The sequence below is a fragment of the Comamonas sp. MYb21 genome (assembly GCF_037479395.1).
GTDB lineage: Bacteria > Pseudomonadota > Gammaproteobacteria > Burkholderiales > Burkholderiaceae_C > Comamonas.
This window is the reverse complement of record NZ_JBBGZC010000006.1, coordinates 310,228-327,885: the sequence shown is the minus strand read 5'-3', so window position 1 is coordinate 327,885 and position 17,658 is coordinate 310,228. Positions and strand designations below refer to the sequence as shown.

General features: G+C 63.8%; 15 protein-coding genes. 4 read left to right on the top strand and 11 right to left on the bottom strand.

The features are described from left to right. Positions 1-141: 141 nt before the first annotated feature. The 7 genes from gshB to WH367_RS11315 form a co-directional block, all read right to left on the bottom strand. Positions 142-1,095 carry a glutathione synthase gene (gshB, locus tag WH367_RS11345; protein ID WP_339536116.1) on the bottom strand — a complete coding sequence of 318 codons (954 nt, stop codon included), beginning with the start codon at positions 1,093-1,095 and terminating at the stop codon, positions 142-144. A 98-nt stretch (positions 1,096-1,193) separates the two neighbouring features. Further along, positions 1,194-2,375, bottom strand: a complete 1,182-nt coding sequence (locus WH367_RS11340; protein WP_339536114.1) for a benzoate/H(+) symporter BenE family transporter — start codon at positions 2,373-2,375, stop codon at positions 1,194-1,196. A gap of 69 nt (positions 2,376-2,444) precedes the next feature. Next, a complete protein-coding gene (locus WH367_RS11335; protein ID WP_021026704.1) occupies positions 2,445-4,322 on the bottom strand; it encodes a potassium transporter Kup in 1,878 nt (625 codons plus the stop codon). A gap of 161 nt (positions 4,323-4,483) precedes the next feature. Next, the gene (gshA, locus tag WH367_RS11330; protein ID WP_021026705.1) at positions 4,484-5,773 is read right to left on the bottom strand and encodes a glutamate--cysteine ligase; all 1,290 of its coding nucleotides are present in this window, start codon (positions 5,771-5,773) and stop codon (positions 4,484-4,486) included. Positions 5,774-5,889: 116 nt separating this feature from the next. After that, a complete protein-coding gene (locus WH367_RS11325) occupies positions 5,890-7,356 on the bottom strand; it encodes a TrkH family potassium uptake protein (protein WP_339536112.1) in 1,467 nt (488 codons plus the stop codon). A gap of 9 nt (positions 7,357-7,365) precedes the next feature. Continuing rightward, the gene (gene trkA / locus WH367_RS11320) at positions 7,366-8,856 is read right to left on the bottom strand and encodes a Trk system potassium transporter TrkA (RefSeq protein WP_312990115.1); all 1,491 of its coding nucleotides are present in this window, start codon (positions 8,854-8,856) and stop codon (positions 7,366-7,368) included. Between the two features lie 99 nt (positions 8,857-8,955). Further along, complete coding sequence (locus WH367_RS11315) at positions 8,956-10,245, bottom strand: glutamate-5-semialdehyde dehydrogenase (protein WP_339536135.1); 1,290 nt, start codon at positions 10,243-10,245, stop codon at positions 8,956-8,958. Positions 10,246-10,340: 95 nt separating this feature from the next. On the opposite strand from WH367_RS11315, the gene WH367_RS11310 reads away from it, so the two are divergent. Further along, complete coding sequence (locus tag WH367_RS11310) at positions 10,341-10,652, top strand: hypothetical protein (protein ID WP_445228102.1); 312 nt, start codon at positions 10,341-10,343, stop codon at positions 10,650-10,652. 49 nt (positions 10,653-10,701) lie between these two features. Here the strand turns inward: WH367_RS11310 and WH367_RS11305 are convergent, their stop codons facing one another. Further along, complete coding sequence (locus WH367_RS11305) at positions 10,702-11,622, bottom strand: phosphoribosylaminoimidazolesuccinocarboxamide synthase (RefSeq protein WP_021026709.1); 921 nt, start codon at positions 11,620-11,622, stop codon at positions 10,702-10,704. Between the two features lie 481 nt (positions 11,623-12,103). Here WH367_RS11305 and hpf point away from each other — a divergent pair, with 481 nt between their 5' ends. The 3 genes from hpf (at position 12,104) to hprK (ending at position 14,143) form a co-directional block, all read left to right on the top strand. Next, the gene (gene hpf / locus WH367_RS11300; RefSeq protein ID WP_116927826.1) at positions 12,104-12,436 is read left to right on the top strand and encodes a ribosome hibernation-promoting factor, HPF/YfiA family; all 333 of its coding nucleotides are present in this window, start codon (positions 12,104-12,106) and stop codon (positions 12,434-12,436) included. Positions 12,437-12,572: 136 nt separating this feature from the next. Then, positions 12,573-13,058 carry a PTS sugar transporter subunit IIA gene (locus WH367_RS11295; protein ID WP_021026711.1) on the top strand — a complete coding sequence of 162 codons (486 nt, stop codon included), beginning with the start codon at positions 12,573-12,575 and terminating at the stop codon, positions 13,056-13,058. A 128-nt stretch (positions 13,059-13,186) separates the two neighbouring features. Continuing rightward, positions 13,187-14,143 carry an HPr(Ser) kinase/phosphatase gene (gene hprK, locus WH367_RS11290; protein ID WP_021026712.1) on the top strand — a complete coding sequence of 319 codons (957 nt, stop codon included), beginning with the start codon at positions 13,187-13,189 and terminating at the stop codon, positions 14,141-14,143. 15 nt (positions 14,144-14,158) lie between these two features. On the opposite strand, the gene WH367_RS11285 is transcribed toward hprK, so the two are convergent. From WH367_RS11285 to fur, 3 genes are all read right to left on the bottom strand, one after another. Further along, positions 14,159-15,367 carry a DUF1501 domain-containing protein gene (locus tag WH367_RS11285; RefSeq protein ID WP_339521081.1) on the bottom strand — a complete coding sequence of 403 codons (1,209 nt, stop codon included), beginning with the start codon at positions 15,365-15,367 and terminating at the stop codon, positions 14,159-14,161. A gap of 11 nt (positions 15,368-15,378) precedes the next feature. Continuing rightward, the gene (locus tag WH367_RS11280; RefSeq protein ID WP_339536110.1) at positions 15,379-16,998 is read right to left on the bottom strand and encodes a DUF1800 domain-containing protein; all 1,620 of its coding nucleotides are present in this window, start codon (positions 16,996-16,998) and stop codon (positions 15,379-15,381) included. 147 nt (positions 16,999-17,145) lie between these two features. Then, entirely contained in the window at positions 17,146-17,568 is a 423-nt protein-coding gene (gene fur, locus WH367_RS11275; RefSeq protein WP_021025553.1) for a ferric iron uptake transcriptional regulator, read from the bottom strand. Positions 17,569-17,658: the final 90 nt, after the last annotated feature.

The window sequence follows — 17,658 nt, the reverse complement described above, 5'->3', positions numbered from 1 at the left end:
GCACCTCAAAAAAACAAACCTTGCGAACCGCCCTCTTTCGAGTCTGGCAGCTTTGCAAGGCATCGTGCTGTCGATAGACGCTATTGTATAGGCGTTTTCCCGGGGCGTCAGGAAAACGTCCGTCTTTTTTGCAGGCGTGTGTCAGACGGCGCCTGCAACGGCCTTTTCCAGTGCTTCGACGAACATGTCGCCCACAGGGAAGCCGGCCTGTTGCTCGATCTCCTGGAAGCAGGTGGGGCTGGTCACATTGATCTCGGTGATGCGGTGACCAATGATGTCCAGGCCGATCAGCAGCAAGCCGCGCGGCGCCAGGCGCGCGCCGATGTGCTCGGCAATCGCGCGGTCTTCCGGCTCCAGTGCCTGCGCCACACCCTTGCCGCCAGCGGCCAGATTGCCACGTACTTCATTGCCCTGCGGGATGCGCGCCAGGCAGAACGGCACGGGTTGGCCGCCGATGATCAGCACGCGCTTGTCGCCCTTGGTGATTTCAGGCAGGTACTTTTGCACCATCACGCTCTGGGCGCCGTCGAGGTTCAAGGTTTCGATGATGCTGCCCAGGTTCATGCCATCGGCACCGACGCGGAAGATGCCCATGCCACCCATGCCGTCCAGGGGCTTCAAGATGATGTCCTGGTGCTCGGCGTGGAAGTCGCGGATGTCTTGGGCGCTGCGGGTGACCAGGGTCACGGGCGCGTATTCGGCAAACTCCATCACCGCCAGCTTTTCGGGGTGGTCGCGCAAGGCGGCTGGCTTGTTGAAGACCTTGGCGCCTTCACGCTCGGCCTGGCCGAGCAGGTGCGTGGCGTAGAAGTACTCGCTGTCGAAGGGCGGATCCTTGCGCATGACGATGGCGTCGAATTCGGCCAGCTCGGCACGGCGACCGGGCGCTGCATCAAACCAGCGCGTCTCGTCACCGGTCAGCACAATGTCGCGCACCTGGGCCGAGACCTTCTCGCCGCTGATCCAGCGGATGTGCCGCGGCTCGCAGACGGTGATGCGGTGGCCGCGCGCCTGGGCGCTGCGCATCATCGCGAAGGTACTGTCCTTGTAGATCTTGAAGGACTCAATCGGATCGGCAACAAAGAGGATATGCATGGTGTGGGTCGGCGGCCTGGGGGCCGCCCTGTGTATTCAATGGCCTTGCCTGCCCACCAGAGGGCCACGCAAGCAGAAACGAACAGAACTGGGCGCGCTCAAGCCGAGCGGCGCTTGCCGTAATGTTGCACAAAAAGCGCAAGGCTGCCTGCGACCACGCCCCAAAAGGCCGATCCCACTCCGGCTATTGTCACGCCGCTCACCGCGACCAGGAAGGTGATCAGCGCCGCTTCGCGGTACTGCTCGCCTTGCAAGGCCGTGTGCAAACCGCCCCCGATGGTGCCCAGCAGCGCAATGCCGGCGATCGCCACCACCAGCTCATGCGGAAATGCCGTCAACAGGCCGGCAATGACGACCCCGAACCAGCCAATCAGCACATAGATGACGCCGCAGACAACGGCGGCCGCATAGCGCCTGGCCTTGTCGGGGTGGGATTCGGGCCCCATGCAGATGGCGGCAGTGATGGCCGCCAGGTTGATGCCAAAGGCGCCAAAGGGCGCCAGCAGCAAGGTGGCCAGCCCCGTCATCGTGATCAGCTTGGAGACCGGCAGGTCGTAACCCGAGCCCCGGATGATGGCCACGCCCGGCAGGTTCTGCGAGGCCATCGTGACAACAAACAGCGGCAGCGCCAGGCTGATTGCGGCCTGCCAGCTGAAGCTGGGCATGGTGAACACCGGCATCGTCAGGCCCGGCTGCACGGCAGACCACAGAATCTTGTGCTGCAGCAGCGCCACCACAATGCCGACCGCCAGGGTCAGCATGACCGCATAGCGCGGCAGCAGGCGCCGGCCCAGCAGGTAGATGACCAGCATGGCCACCACCAGCCAGGTATTGGTCTGCGCGGCGGCAAAGGCATCGAGGCCAAAGCGGGTCAGCACGCCCGCCAGCAAGGCCGAGGCAATCGCAATGGGGATGCGGTTCATCAGCCGCTCGAACCAGCCCGTCATGCCTACCAGCGCAATCAATATGGCACTGATGATGAAGGCGCCAATGGCATCACCCATGCCAAACGCCCCGGTGGCGCCCGCCGTAGCCAGCACGGCCGCACCGGGGGTGGACCAGGCCACGACCACCGGCTTGCGCAGCAAGATGCTGGGCACCCAGCAGCACAGGCCCACACCAATACCCAGCGACCAGACCCAGGACGAGACCTGCGCGGGAGTGGCGCCAAAGCTTTGCGCCGCCTGGAACACAATCGCGATGGAACTGGTCAGGCCCACCAGCACCGTGACAAAGCCTGCGATGAGCGCCGATGCGCTCATGTCCTTGAAAAACCGCATACACCCTTTCGCGCCGCCACGGTGTTCGCTGGCCCGGGGTGCGCGCAGCGGGTGAGCAGCCCTGGCTGGTTAAATTTCGAGTTTGGAGCCCAGCTCCACGACGCTGTTGCTGGGCAGCAGCAGGAACTCTGCCGCACCTGCTGCATTGTGGTGCATCTGGGCAAACAACTTCTGCCGCCAAGGTGCCATGCCGGCGCTGGCCTTGTCCGTGGGCACAAACACATCACGCGAGAGGAAATAGCTGGTCACCATTTGCCCGGTATCGCAGCCATGGCCGCGCAGCTGGTGCAGCGCATTGGGCACATCGACATCGTTCTTGAAGCCGTAGTTCAGCTGCACGCGCCAGCAGTCGCCCCCCAGCGGCTCGATCACCGCGCGCTTTTCCAGGCCGATCCAGGGCACCTCGTGGTAGACGATGTTGACGAACATGTTCTGCTCATGCAACACCTTGTTGTGCTTGAGGTTGTGCAGCAAGGCCGTGGGCACCACATGGGCGTCGGAGGTCAGGAACACCGCCGTGCCCGGCACCCGTGTGGGCGGTGCCTGCAGCACCATCTGCAGGAAGGACTGCAGATCGATGCCATCGGCATGGAGCTTTTGGTAGACCAGCTCGCGCCCGCGCTTCCAGGTCATCATCACGACGAACAGGCACAGGCCGATCGCCAGCGGGAACCAGCCGCCATCGAGCAGCTTGAGCAGATTGGAGGCGAAGAAGGTGATATCGATGCAGAAGAAGAACACCGTCGGCGCCAGCGCCATCCACAGCGCATATTTCCAGCCATAGCGCAGCACAAAGAAGGTGAGCACCGTGGTGATGGTCATGTCCAGGGTCACCGCGATCCCGTAGGCCGCTGCCATATTGCTGCTGGACTTGAACAGGATCACCGCCAGCACAATGGTCAGGAACAGGCTCCAGTTCACAAAGGGGATGTAGATCTGCCCGGTGTCGCGCACGCTGGTGTGCAGGATCTGGATGCGCGGCAGGTAACCGAGCTGGATGACCTGCTTGGTGACGCTGAAGGCGCCGGTGATCAGCGCCTGCGATGCGATCACCGTCGCCATCGTCGCGAGCAGCACCAGAGGCAGCAGCGCCCAGCCGGGCGCCAGCATGAAGAAGGGGTTCTTCACGGCTTCAGCGTTTTCCAGCACCAGCGCGCCCTGGCCAAAGTAATTGAGCACCAAGGAAGGCATCGCCACGCTGAACCAGGCCAAGCGAATGGGCTTGCGGCCAAAATGGCCCATGTCGGCATACAAGGCCTCCGCCCCGGTCACGCAGAGCACCACGGCGCCCAGAATGATGAAGCTGATGCCGGGATGGCGGCCGATAAAGCCCAGCGCATGGTGCGGGCTGAGCGCCCACAGCACCTGCGGGTGGTCCACAATGTTCCAGACGCCCAAGGCGGCAATGCAGATGAACCAGACCACCATGATGGGCCCGAAGAACTTGCCGATGCCCGCCGTGCCCCGTTTTTGCACCCAAAACAGCAGCAGCAGGACCACCAAGGTGAGCGGAATCACCCAGGACTTGAAGCCGGGCGAGACCACTTCCAGGCCTTCGACGGCTGAGAGCACCGAGATGGCCGGCGTGATCACGCCATCACCGTAGAACAGACAGGTACCAAAGATACCGACCAGCATCAGCACCGAGCGCAGCCTGGGCTTGTCCTTGACCGCCTGCGAGGCCAGCGCCAGCATCGCAATCAGCCCGCCCTCGCCGTTGTTGTCCGCCCGCAGCACCAGGACCACGTATTTGAGCGAGACGATCAAGGTCAAGGTCCAGAACAGGATGGACAGGACGCCGTAGACGTTGTCGTGGGTGAAAGGCACATGGCCGGAGCCAAACACCTCTTTGAGCGAGTACAGCACGCTGGTGCCGATATCGCCATACACCACCCCGATGGCGCCTAGCGTCAGCGCGGGGAGTGCGGATTTATTGTTGTGTTGCACATCAAGCCTTTGTGCCATGCCGCATCAGGCATGCTTGTAGTGGATTGGTTTGCATTGTGCGCCTGTTGTTGCGCCCACAGTGAAGCCGCGCATCCGGACAAGCCCGAATGGCGGATCAGCAGCGGGCGGCAATCAGAGGTTGCAGGAAGGCCGCAAACGGCTCAGTCGTAGATTTCAGCGTCCGGGTCGGTCGCCTCGAGCTCGTAGCTGGCCGCCAGCATCGCCAGCCGCGCCACCACGCCATACATATAGAAGCGGTTGGGCGCGCTGGCCCCGACCGAGTCACCCGGCGAGATGCCGTGCTCGAACGACAGCGGGATGAAATGCGCGCCCGGCACATTGAGGTTGTCCTCGGCGCCCTTGTCCGAGTGGGCGCGGTAGTAGCCGCCCACCACATAGCGGTCAATCATGTAGACCACCGGCTCGGCCGCTTCCTTGTCCATGCGCTCGACGGTCTGCACACCCTCCTGGATGATCATGTCATGGACCTGCTGGCCGTCCTTGACCAGCGACATCTGGTTCTTGGTCTTGACCGACAGCTGACGCAGCTCCTTGGCGTCATGCACGCTCATCACGCCCATGCCATAGGTCCCGTTGTCGGCCTTGACGACGACAAAGGGCGTCTCCTTGATGCCGTATTCCTTGTACTTGCGGCGCACTTTGGTCAGCATCACGTCGACATCTTCACGCAACTCATCGAGTGCATGCTCGCTGCCGTCGGTGAAGTCCACGCCCTTGCGGCTGCTGAACATCGGGTTGATCAGCCAGGGATCGATCCCCATCAGCTTGCCAAAGCGCTTGGCCACCTCTTCATAGCTTTGAAAATGGCGGCTCTTGCGGCGCACGCTCCAGCCCGCATGCAGCGGCGGCAGCACAAACTGCTCATACACCTCTTCCAGAATGCCGGGCGCGCCGGTGGACAGGTCATTGTTCAGCAAGATCGTGCAGGGGTCGAAATACTTCAGACCCACGCGGCGGCCATGGCGCAGCGCCGGCTCAATCACCAGCTCCTTGTTCCCGACCTTGAGCTTGATGGTCTCCTTGACCTCCGGGTCGATCGAGCCGATGCGCACATTCAGCCCCGCCATCGAGAAGATATGCTGCAGCTGCACCAGATTGGCCAGGTACTGGGGATTGCGCGTCTGGTTCTCGGGAATGATCAGCAGGTTGCGCGCCTCGGGGCAGATCTTTTCAATCGCAGCCATTGCCGATTGCACAGCCAGCGGCACCATCTCTGGCGTCAGGTTGTTCCAACCGCCGGGGAACAGGTTGGTATCAACCGGTGCGAGCTTGAAGCCGGCATTGCGGATATCCACCGACGAATAGAGTGGAGGCGTGTGCTCCATCCACTCCAGACGGAACCAGCGCTCGATCGCGGGCATGGCATCGAGCATGCGCTGTTCCAATTCGTTGATGGGCCCCGTTAGGGCTGTTATGAGATTCGGGACCATAAATGAATACTGTTTGAGGGCTCAAAAAAAACGAGCAAAAAACAATTGAGTACCAATTGTAGAGAGTTGAGGGCCAAAGTCACCAGAACTTTGCTGCCGCCCTACCTAGCAAGCACTCACCTTCTCCAGAAAGCCGGTGTCAACAGGGCCAGAAAGCTGAGGATCTCCAGCCGGCCCATCAGCATGCCCAGGGTGGTCACGCTCAGCTGAAAGCTGGTCAGGCCGGCAAAATTGTTGCTGGGGCCCAGATCGCCCCAGCCTACACCGGCACAGTTCACGCTGGCAAGCACGGCGCCCAGCGCGTTGTGCAAATCCATGTCCGTGAACAGCAGGGCCATGGTCAGCACCGCAATGGTGGCGCAGTACACCAGCATGAAGGCCAGCACCGAGAAGATCACCCGCTCATCCACCGCCAGGCCCCCCACCGTCACTGGCTGCACCGCATTGGGGTGGACCAGGCGGCGCATTTCGCGCCGGGTCTGCTTGAGCAGCAGCAGCATGCGGATCATCTTGATGCCGCCGCCGGTCGAGCCCGCGCTGGTGGCCACGCCCGACAGCAGCAGCATGAAGACCGGCGCAAATGGCGGCCACAGGCCAAAATCCACGGCCGCATAGCCGGTGGTGGTGGCCACCGACACGGTGTGGAACACGCCCATGCGCAGTGATTCGAGTGGCCCGTACACCCCCTTGAACCACAGCAGGCCCGCCACCAGCAAGCCGCCGCCCAGCAAGGTGCCGATGGTGGCGCGGAACTCGGGCTGCCGGTACAGCACCCAGACATTGCGTTTGCGGATGGCGACAAAATACAGCGCGAAGTTGCAGCTGGCCAGCAGCATGAAGACCGTGCAGATGCCCTCGATCAGCGGCGAGTTGAAATAGGCAAAGCTCGCGTCATGGGGCGTGAGGCCGCCCAGGCTCACCGTGGTGAACATGACCATCACCGCATCGAGCGGCGTCATGCCGGCCAGCCAGTAGGCCAGCGCGCAAAGCACGGAAAACAGGCCGTACACGCCCCAGAGGCCCTTGGCAGTCTCGGCCATGCGCGGCGTGAGCTTGGTGTCCTTCACCGGGCCGGCGGCCTCGGCGCGGAACAGCTGGCTGCCGCCCATGCCAATCATCGGCAGGATGGCCACGGCCAGAATTAGGATGCCCATGCCCCCCATCCACTGCAAGAAAGTGCGCCAGATGTTGAGCGACACCGGCAAGGTATCCACATGGTTGAGCACGGTGGAGCCAGTGGTGGTAAGGCCCGAGACCGCTTCAAAATAGGCATGCTGCCAGCTCAGCGCCCGGTCAATGCGCTCAAAGCCCAGGTACAGCGGCAGCGCGGCAAACAGCGGGAACACCATCCACACAAAGGCGACCAGCATGATGCCGTGGCGCGCCTGCAGCTCGCGCTGCTCATGGCGCGCCAGCCACCACAGCACCGTGCCGCAGGCCCAGGTGATACCCATCGTGAGCGGGTAGACGCCAAACACGCCGTCATCGAGCCACAGCGAGGAGATCGCGGGCACGGCCATCGTGCCGCCAAACATCAGCAGCAAAATGCCCAATACGCGCAGCACGGGACGAAGATCAGTCATCGGCCGGGCCTAGAAAAAGGTCACCCCGACACGGAACAGGGCCTCGACCTCATGCACCAGGCGCTTGTTCGGCAAGAAGAGAATGACATGGTCATTGCTCTGGATGATGGTGCCGCTGGTGGGCACAATCACCTCCACCTGCTCGTCATTGCGCTCTTCTTCATCGCGCTCGGCGGTCTCGCTGCCGTTGGTGTTGCGCGCATCAGGCGCGGGCAGACCGCGCACAATCATGCCGATGTGCACATCGCGCGGCAGGCGCAGGCTGCCCACGCGCCGGCCCACGGCGCGCGAGGTTTTCGCATCGCCGCGCGCCACAATCTCGATCGCTTCGGCCACGCCCCGGCGCAGGCTGTGCACGGCCTGCACATCGCCCTGGCGCACATAGGCCAGCAGCTCGCCCAAGGTGGCCTGGGCGGGCGACAGCGCAATGTCAATCTGCGTGCCATGCATCAGGTCGGCATAGGTGCGGCGGTTGATCAGCGCCAGCACCCGGGTGGCACCCAGCTTCTTGGCCAACAGGCAGGACATGATGTTGTCCTCGTCGTCATCGGTGATGGCCACGAACAGGTCCACATCCTCGACGTTCTCGTTCTCCATCAAGGTCTCGTCGGTCGCATCGCCCTTGAGCACCAGCACGTCGGACGGCAGGCGCGAGGCGAGATAGACACAGCGGTCCTCGCTTTTCTCGATGATCTTGACCTGAAAGCGCCGCGATTCCTTGGTCAGCGCGCGCGCCAGGCGCATGCCCACACGCCCGCCGCCGGCCACCATCACGCGGCGCACCACCTCGGCCTGCTCACCCACCTGGCGGTTGAAGGCGGCCAGCACATCGCCCAGCTGCTCCTTGTCCGACAGCACAAACACCTCGTCACCCGGCTCGATGCGGGTGCTGCCCTCGGTGGGCACCAGGCGGTCGGCCTCGTGGTGAAAGCGGCGGTAGACGCCCACCACACGCACCGTGCCATGGGGCAGGTTCTGGCGCACATCGGCCACGCTCAGGCCCACCACCGGCGCGCCGCCACGCGCGCGCACCGACGCCAGCGCCACATGGCCCTGGGCAAATTCGCGCACCTGCAGTGCTTCGGGGTAGGTCACCAGCTTGCCGATGTAGCCCATCAGCGCTTCTTCGGGGCAGAACGCATGCGTCACGCCAAAGCCGGTGTCGGACAGCAGCTCGGCATGGCTTTTGAGGGCTACCGAGCGCACCCGCACGATGCGGGTGGGGATGTTGAACAGCACCTGCGCGATCTTGCAGGCGGTCAGATTGGTCTCGTCCTGGGAGGTGCAGGCGATCAGCATGTCCGTGTCCGCCGCACCGGCCTCGGCCAGCACCTCGGGGCTGATGCCATTGCCCACGACGCCGCGCAGATCGAAGCGGCCTTCGAGATCGCGCAGGCGCACACCATCCGTGTCGATCACGGTGATGTCGTTTTTTTCACTCAGCAAGCTTTCGGCGACACTCTCGCCCACGCGGCCTGCGCCGAGGATCAGAATTTTCATAGCATGAGGCGCCAGCCGCTAGGGAGCGGCCTGGCATGGCCGCATCATAACGTGGGCAAGAGGCGGCCGGTCAGCAAAGATCAGCGGCCGCAACCGGTATCAGCCGCGCACTTCGCCTTCGCCCAGCACAATGTATTTCAGCGAGGTCAGGCCCTCGATACCCACGGGCCCACGGGCATGGAACTTGTCGGTGCTGATGCCGATTTCGGCGCCCAGCCCGTATTCAAAGCCATCGGCAAAGCGCGTGCTGGCGTTGACCATGACGCTGGCCGAGTCCACCTCGCGCAAAAAGCGCTGCGCATGCATGTGGTCGCGCGTGATGATCGCATCGGTATGGTGGCTGGAGTAATGGTTGATATGGGCAATCGCCTCGTCCACCCCGGCCACCACCTTGATGCTGATGACGGCGGCCAGATACTCTTCAGACCAATCCTGCTCGGTCGCCGCCTGCAGGCGGGCACCGGGCACGGCCTGCAGCAGCGCCAGCGCTTCGGCATCGGCCCGCATCTCCACCCCCTTGGCGGCAAACACCGCGCCAATGCGGGGCAGAAAATCTGCCGCCACGGCGCGCGCCACCAGCAGGCTTTCGGTCGCATTGCAGGGGCTGTATTTCTGCGTCTTGGCGTTTTCGGTCACCTTGACGGCCATGTCCAGATCGCTGGGCGCATCGATATAGGTATGGCAGTTGCCATCCAGGTGCTTGATCACCGGCACCTTGGCTTCGCGGCTGATGCGCTCGATCAGGCCCTTGCCGCCGCGCGGAATGATCACATCGACAAATTCGGGCATCGCAATCAGCTGGCCCACGGCCTCACGGTCCGTGGTCTGCACCAGCTGCACACCGGTGGCGGGCAAACCGGCCTCCAGCAGCGCCTGCTCTACCAGGCGCGCCAGCGCCTTGTTGGAATCGATGGCTTCGGAGCCGCCGCGCAAGATGCAGGCATTGCCGCTCTTGATCGACAGGCTGGCCGCCTCGATGGTCACATTGGGGCGGCTTTCATAGATCATGCCGAAGACACCCAGGGGCACGCGCATCTGGCCCACGCGGATGCCGCTGGGCGTCTGCTTCATGCCCACCACCTCACCCACCACATCGGCCATAGCTGCCAGCTGCTCGCAGCCCTGGGCGCAGGTCTCCAGCACCTTGGGCGTCAGACGCAGACGGTCCACCATCGGCGCCGACAGGCCATTGGCCTGCGCGCGCGCCAGGTCCTTGGCGTTGTCGGCCTGCAAGGCCTCGGTCTGGTCGCGCAGCAAACGTGCCAGCGCCAGCAAGGCCTTGTTTTTGATAGCAGAAGGTGCTTTGGCCATCTGGGCAGAGGCTTGTTTGGCCTGCAGCCCCAGGGCCTGCATGGTTTCCGAAATGTTCAGGGCATTCATGGGGGCTATTGTCGGGCATTTGCGCTAGGGCAGCCAGGCTGCACGGCCAATGGCCCCTGGCAAATCCCAGGCTCGGCCGGCACAAAGGCCTCTACACTGCAGCCATGTTGAGCCACCAGGAGACCACGATGCAATCGGCTGCGCTGCGCCAGTTGGGCGCCTTACAAGACGGGCTGGACCATTTCGAGGCCAGCCACATGGATGCGGCGGCCCTGAGCCAGCAGGCACGCAGCTATACCGATTTGCTCGGCGCGCTGCCTGCGCAGTTCCAGGAGGTCTTGCTGCAGCTGCTCGACCGGCTCGAATCGAGCGCGCTGTTTGACGAGGAGAGTTGCTCGTTCAGCCGCAAAGACCTGGTGGACAGCCTGCGCCTGTGGCTGAAAAAAGCCGATGCCAGGCTGAGCGCCACGGCCTGAGCGGGCCGCAGCACACACCAGTCTGCGGGGCCCATCAGGCCCCCTGCCGTCAGGCCGTCAGGCGTTCCAGCGCTTCGCGGTACTTGGCAGCCGTCTTGTCGATCACTTCTTGTGGCAGGCGCGGTGCCGGGGCCGTCTTGTCCCAGGGCTTGCCGTTGACCTTGGCCTGCTCCAGCCAGTCGCGCACAAACTGCTTGTCATAGCTGGGGGGGTTGGCGCCGGTCGCCAGCGCGTCGGCATAGCCTTCCACCGGCCAGTAGCGCGAGCTGTCGGGCGTCAGCACCTCGTCCATCAGCACCAGCTTGCCGTCTTCGTCCAGGCCAAACTCGAACTTGGTGTCGGCAATGATCATGCCCTTGGTCAGCGCAATCGCGGCGGCCTTCTTGTAGATGGCGATGCTGATGTCGCGGATCTGCGCGGCCAGCTCGGGGCCCACCATCTCGACGGTGCGCTCGAAGGTGATGTTCTCGTCGTGCTCGCCCGCCTCGGCCTTGGCCGCTGGCGTGTAGATGGGCTCGGCCAGCTTGGCGGAATTGATCAGGCCTGCGGGCAGGGGCACGCCGCAGACCGCTTGCGATTCCTGGTATTCCTTCCAGCCGCTGCCCGCCAGGTAGCCACGCACCACGGCCTCGATCGGCACGGGCTTGAGGCGCTTGACCAGCATGGAGCGCAGATGCACCTGGGCCACTTCATCGGGCTGCACGGCCGACTCGGGCGCCTCGCCGGTCAGGTGGTTGGGGCAGATGTCGCCGAGCTTGTCGAACCAGTACAGAGCCATCTGCGTCAGCAACGCGCCCTTGCCCGGGATGGGCTCGCCCATGATCACATCGAAGGCCGACAGACGGTCCGAAGCCACCATCAGAATGCGGTCGTTGCCGACGGCGTAGTTGTCGCGCACCTTGCCGCGGGCCAGCAGGGGCAGGGAATGGAGCTTGGAGGTATGCAGTGCAGAAGGTACGGGCTGGGTCATGGTGATGCAGAACTATGGACAGGCACCCTGCGTAAAGACAGTCAGCACGGACAGCCGCGCAACCTCGGCAAGGCAAGCGCTCGATTGTAGTCGTCCACCCCCATGACCTCGCCCGGGCTGCCGGGATGCCTTGGATTGCGGTGCAGTATTGGGCGCTGCGGGCCCCGAACACGTAGGCCCTTACGTGACAGCGCCCAGCATCGGCATGCCCTGCCAGCGCTTGCAATCGCCCCCAAAGCGCCCAGCACGGCGCATGGGCCCTCCATTTTTTGCAGCACGGCGCAGGCAATTTGTAACCAATGCAGCAGCTTCTGGCGGCCCATGCAAGCCAGAAACCCAGTGGACCGGGTTGTCATAGACTTGCAATTTTGTAGGTCCAGGCGCATCATGGTTTACACGCATGCATGTGTTTCCCCCTCGGGGTGGCCTGGCTTCCAACGGATCCGGTCACTTTTCTTGGTTTGCAGAAGGAGACTTGTTCATGAACCTGACGATCAGCGGTCACCATTTGGCGGTGACCCCGGCGCTGCGCGAATATGTAACATCCAAGTTGATGCGCATTACGCGACACTTTGACCAGGTGGTGGATGCCAAAGTTTTACTTTCGGTGGAAAAGCAGAAGGAAAAGGAGAAACGGCAGCGTGTGGTGTGCAATCTGCGGGTCAAGGGCGACGAACTCTGTGTTCAATGCTCTCACCACGATTTGTACGCCGCGGTAGATGCTTTGGTCGACAGGCTGGACCGTATGGTCGCCCGTCACAAGCAACGTGTTCAATCTCACTACAGCGATGCGTTGCGGCAAGCAATGGCGTAAACCCTCTGCTTTTTGCCGAGGAAAAAGATTCTGTTTGAGTACTGACCGATAATACGTGCAGCAACACCTGCATCCAGGTGTTGCTGCGTTCGTTTGATCATGCTCTCAGTAGCTAGCCATATAGCCGCACTCCACTATGAACTGTCTTGCCTCTATCTTGCCTCCAGCTCAAGTGCTAGTGAGTGTGGATGTTTCCAGTAAAAAACGTGCATTTGAAGAAGCGGGCCTGCTGTTCGAGAGTCTGCACGGCCTCTCGCGCGCCTTGGTCACCGACAGCCTGTTTGCACGTGAGCGACTGGGCTCGACCGGTCTGGGGCATGGCGTGGCCATTCCGCATGGGCGCATCAAGGGCCTCAAGTCCCCGATGGCGGCGGTCTTCCAGCTCGAGCGCGCCATTGGCTTTGACGCGCCCGATGAACAACCGGTCAACCTGCTGATCTTTTTGCTGGTGCCCGAAGCCGCTACCCAGCAGCACCTGGAGATCCTCGGCGAGATTGCCGAGCTGCTGTCCAATGCCAGCCTGCGCGAGCAGATGAAGGCCAGCACCAATGCCGAGCAGCTGCACCAGATGATCGACACCTGGCAATCGTCGGCCAACAACACCTCGACCGCCCACGCCTGAACGCCGCGCGCCTGCGCCAGCAGGCCCCAAGCGAGCACCCGTATCTGCCTTGAACCCCGTTTTTCCTGCTAGTCTTTGACACTGGCGGGTGGCGTTGCTGCGCGCTCTGGCTTTGAAAGGACTGCACCGTGAAACCCAATGTCGTAAGCGCAGATGTGTTGTTCGAGGAGTTCCGTGCCTCGCTGCGCTGGGAATGGCTGGCGGGCCTGGGGGCCTCCGAGCGCCGCTTTGACGAAGTGGCGGTGCGCAGCGCCCGCTCCAGCGCCGACCTGGTGGGCTACCTCAACTACATCCACCCCTACCGGGCGCAGGTGCTGGGCGAGCGCGAGATCGCCTACCTCACCAACTCCACTACCGAAGACTGCCGCCGCCGCATTGCCCGCATCGTGACCCTGGAGCCACCGGTGCTGGTGCTGGCCGATGGCCAGGGCGCGCCCGATGAGCTGCTGTCCATGTGCGAGCGCGCGCACATCCCGATGTTCTCCACCAAGGAGTCGGCCGCCTTTGTCATCGATGTGCTGCGCGCCTTCCTGTCCAAGCATTTCGCCGACCGCACTACCATGCATGGCGTGTTCATGGACATCCTGGGCATGGGCGTGCTGATCACCGGTGAATCCGGCCTGGGCAAGAGCGAGCTGGGCCTGGAGCTGATCACCCGGGGCAACGGCCTGGTGGCCGATGATGCCGTGGACCTCTACCGCATCAACCAGACCACGATCGAGGGCAAATGCCCCGACCTGCTGCAGAACCTGCTCGAAGTGCGCGGCATCGGCCTGCTCGATATCCGCGCCATCTTTGGTGAGACGGCCGTGCGCCGCAAGATGCGGCTCAAGCTGATCGTGCACCTGGTGCGCAAGGAAACCATGGAGCGCGACTACGACCGCCTGCCCGCTGCACCGCTGACCCAGGACGTGCTGGGCATTCCGGTGATGAAGGTGGTGATCCAGGTGGTGGCCGGCCGCAATATCGCGGTGCTGGTCGAAGCGGCCGTGCGCAACACCATCTTGCAGCTGCGCGGCATTGACACCTACCAGGAGTTTGTCGACCGGCACCGCAAGGCCATGGCCAGCGGGCGTGAGTTTTAAAACGATCCAGCGGGATCAGACCAGCCGCAGGTCCTTGACCGAGGCCTGCGGAAACACCTGCTGCAACTGCGCCGGCGACAGGCCGTACATGCGCGCAAACAGACCGCCCAGCACGCTGCGGTACTCGTTGAGCACGGGGTAGTCGCGGTTCTGGAACAGATTCGCCTCGCTCACCTCGATCTGCTCGCCGACAATGCGCCCGCCGGCCTGCGCCGACAGGCCGCCGCCCAGCATCCAGTACGCGGTGCCATGGCCGTGGTCGGTGCCCTTGTTGCCGTTTTCGCGGAAGGTGCGGCCAAACTCGCTGACCACCGCGACCACGGTGTGGCGCCAGGCCTCAGGCCCCATTTCCTGCGCAAAGGCGGCCAGGCCCCGGCCCAGGTCGTCGAGCCGGTTGGCCAGGTTGCCGCTGGCATTGCCCTGGTTCACATGGGTGTCCCAGCCGCCCACATCGACAAAGCCGAGGTCGAACTGGTCGCGCATCAAGGTGGCCATGCGCTGGGCCACCAGGCTGAAGCCCTTGGCGCTGATGGCATCGCGCCCGGCCTTGTCCATCTCCTCCTGCATGCCGCGCAGCACGGCCGCGCGCACCTCAAAGCCTTCGTTGACGGCCGGCGCCAGCGCGGTGCCGGCATACATGGCGGCAATGGCGCGGCTGCGGTTGGCATCCACGCCGCCCTTGCCGACATTGGCCAGCGCAGTGTTGGCAATGCGGGCCGGCCCGCGCATGCACAGCGGCAGCTGCGCGGTAAACGCCATCGGCGCCAGGTCGCTGCGGCCCTGCAAGGTTTGCGCCAGGCGGTTCATGAAGCCGCTGCGTAAACTCTGGTGGGCATCGAGCGGCTGGCCCAGCTCGATCGAATCCTGGGTTTCAAAATGGCTGCGCGAGAGGTCGTCGGTGCCGGCAAAGGGCACAAAGCAGGCCTGCTTGCTGTGCCACAGCGGCAGCACGCTGCCCTCCATCGCCGGGTGCAGACCCCAGCGCGCATCCAGCGGCAGCGCGCCATTGGCCTCGCCCGGGCGGGCGATGGCGATCGTGGGGCGCGCGGCATAGTAGAAATCGCTGTGCGTGGGCACCAGCAGGCTGTTGCTGTCATAGGCGCCGCGCAGGAACACCAGCAAAAAGCGCGGTGTATCGCTGCGGGGCGCGGCTGCGCGGGCCCGCGCCAGGCTGAAGGCCAGCGGCAGGCTGGCGGCGGCGGAGAGAAAGTGGCGTCTTTGCATGGTGGACCTCGTCAGCGAACCATCATTTCGGGGGCGGAGAGAAAGTAGGTGTTCCAGTCGGGCACATTGCGCGCCTTGGCCAGTGCGTCGCGCGATGCCGCGCTCCACTGGGCCACGCGGGCCTGGGCCGTGGCGCGCTGCGCCAAGTCCGGGTACGGCGGCTGCTCCAGCGCGGCCTGTGGTTCGGCGCGGAACAGCACGGCACTGCGCGTCGCGATCTGGCGCGCCACATCAAAGCGCGCGGCCATCTGGCCCGAGCTGGCCCAGTCCGATTGCGAGGCGGGGTAGCCATCGGGCGTTTCATGGCCATAGATGGGCTGGCCCAGACGGTTGATCCAGCCGATCACCGGGCGCACATCGCTGGCCACGCGCCCGTCATAGCCCAGGCGCACGGCGCCCAGCACATAGTGCATGGGGTCCTTGAAGCGCTGGCCTTGCTGGGCCAGTGCCTCGGGCGCGGTCAGCAGCGCACGCAAGGTGGCGGCAATATCACCATGGCTGCGGGCAAAGGCCGCTGCCGTGCGCTGCACCAAGGCGGGTGGCGGGTTGTCGCTGATGAAGAACACCGCCAGCTTGCGCGCCATGAACTGCGCCGTCGCGGGCGAGGCCACGATGCGGTCCAGCGCCTCGTCCACCGCCGCCATGCCCTTGGCCCGCAGCGGCTGGCCCAGCAAGACCTGGGGCGCATAGTCGTGCCGCTTGGGGTTGAACTCGAAAAAGCCATCGCGCAGGTAATCGGCCTGCAGCGCAGGGGCCATCCGGGGCGGCGGCGCATCGGCATCGCGGGTGCTGAAACCCACGCCCGTCAGCACATGGGCCATGGCCTGCACATCGGCCTGGGTGTAGCCGCTGCCCACGCCCATGGTGTGCAGCTCCAAAAGCTCGCGGGCGTAGTTTTCGTTGATGTGGCCCTGGGCGTTGCTGGCGTTGTCCAGGTAGAGCAGCATCGCCGGGTGGCGCATGCTCGCTTCGAGCAGCGTGCGGAAGTTACCCAGGGCGTTGGGGCGGATCGCCCGCTCCTCGTAATCACCAATCCACAGCCGGGTTTCGGCCTTGCGCGTGCTGACATTGAAGTGGTTCATCCAGAACCAGGTCATCTGCTCCTGCAGCTGGGCCGGTGAGTAGAGCGAACGCAGCACCTGGCGCTGCTGGGCCTGGGCGGCGAGCTGGTTCAGGTGGCGCTGCACCTCCTGGCGCAGGCGCGCGCCTTCGCCCTCTCCCTGGCCTTGCTCGGTGGCCGCGCGGGCGGCCTGGCGCTGCGCAGCAATGTCGCGCTGCAGCTCCAGCATACTGCGCTGGCTGATTTCCAAGGCCGCAATCTGCTGCTCTGCCTGCGCGGGCAGGCGGGGCGGCTGGCGCGGCGCGAGCTGCGCATCCAGCCAGCGCTGCAGGCCCAGGCGCTGGAGCTGCTGGTCGGCGCTGTCGCTGGCGCCCCAGCTGACGCGGTCCAGCCATTGCAGGCGCTGGGTGGCGCTGAGCGGCACCACGGCCATATCGGGCAGTGCGGCCTGCGCGCTGGCCGCATCTGGCGGCGCATGGGAGGCGCAGGCGCCAAGCCACAAGGTGCCCGCCAAGGCAGCGGCGCTGAGGGTGAGCAGTCGGGGCAGTCGAAGCAGTCGGTTAGGGCGCATGGGGAGTCTGGAGCCTGGTGCAGAAGGCTCCATGCTGCGCCTGTGCCGTCGCGCTGCTGTAAAGCTATGTATGCAAAACGTAAAAAAGCGAAGCGTTTGAGGCGCTTCGCTTTTCAGGGGTTGGCGGGCAACAGTGGGGCGCTGTGCTTATTTGGCTTTGACGGCGCACTCCGCGCATTGGCCGTACAGGGCCATCGAGTGGTCATGCACGATCCAGCCCTTGCTCTTGGCAATGGACTGCTGGCGCTTTTCGATCTCGGGGTCATAGAACTCCTCGACCTTGCCGCAGCTGGTACAGACGAAATGGTCGTGGTGCTGGCCTTCGTTGAGCTCGTAAACCGCCTTGCCGCTCTCGAAGTTGCTGCGGATCAGGATGCCGGCCTGCTCGAACTGGGTCAGCACGCGGTAGACCGTGGCCAGACCGATGTCGGAGCGCTCTTCCAGCAGCACGCGGAACACATCTTCCGCCGTCATGTGGCGCTGAGCACCATTCTGGAAGATATCCAGAATCTTCAGCCGAGGCAGCGTTGCCTTGAGGCCAGTGCTTTTGAGTTCTTCAATATTTTTCATAACAAGGTCTTTCAAGTGGGCCCGATTGGTATACGGACTTCTGGAGAAGGCCTGGAGACCAGCCGCTACAATGGCCGATCATATCGCTAT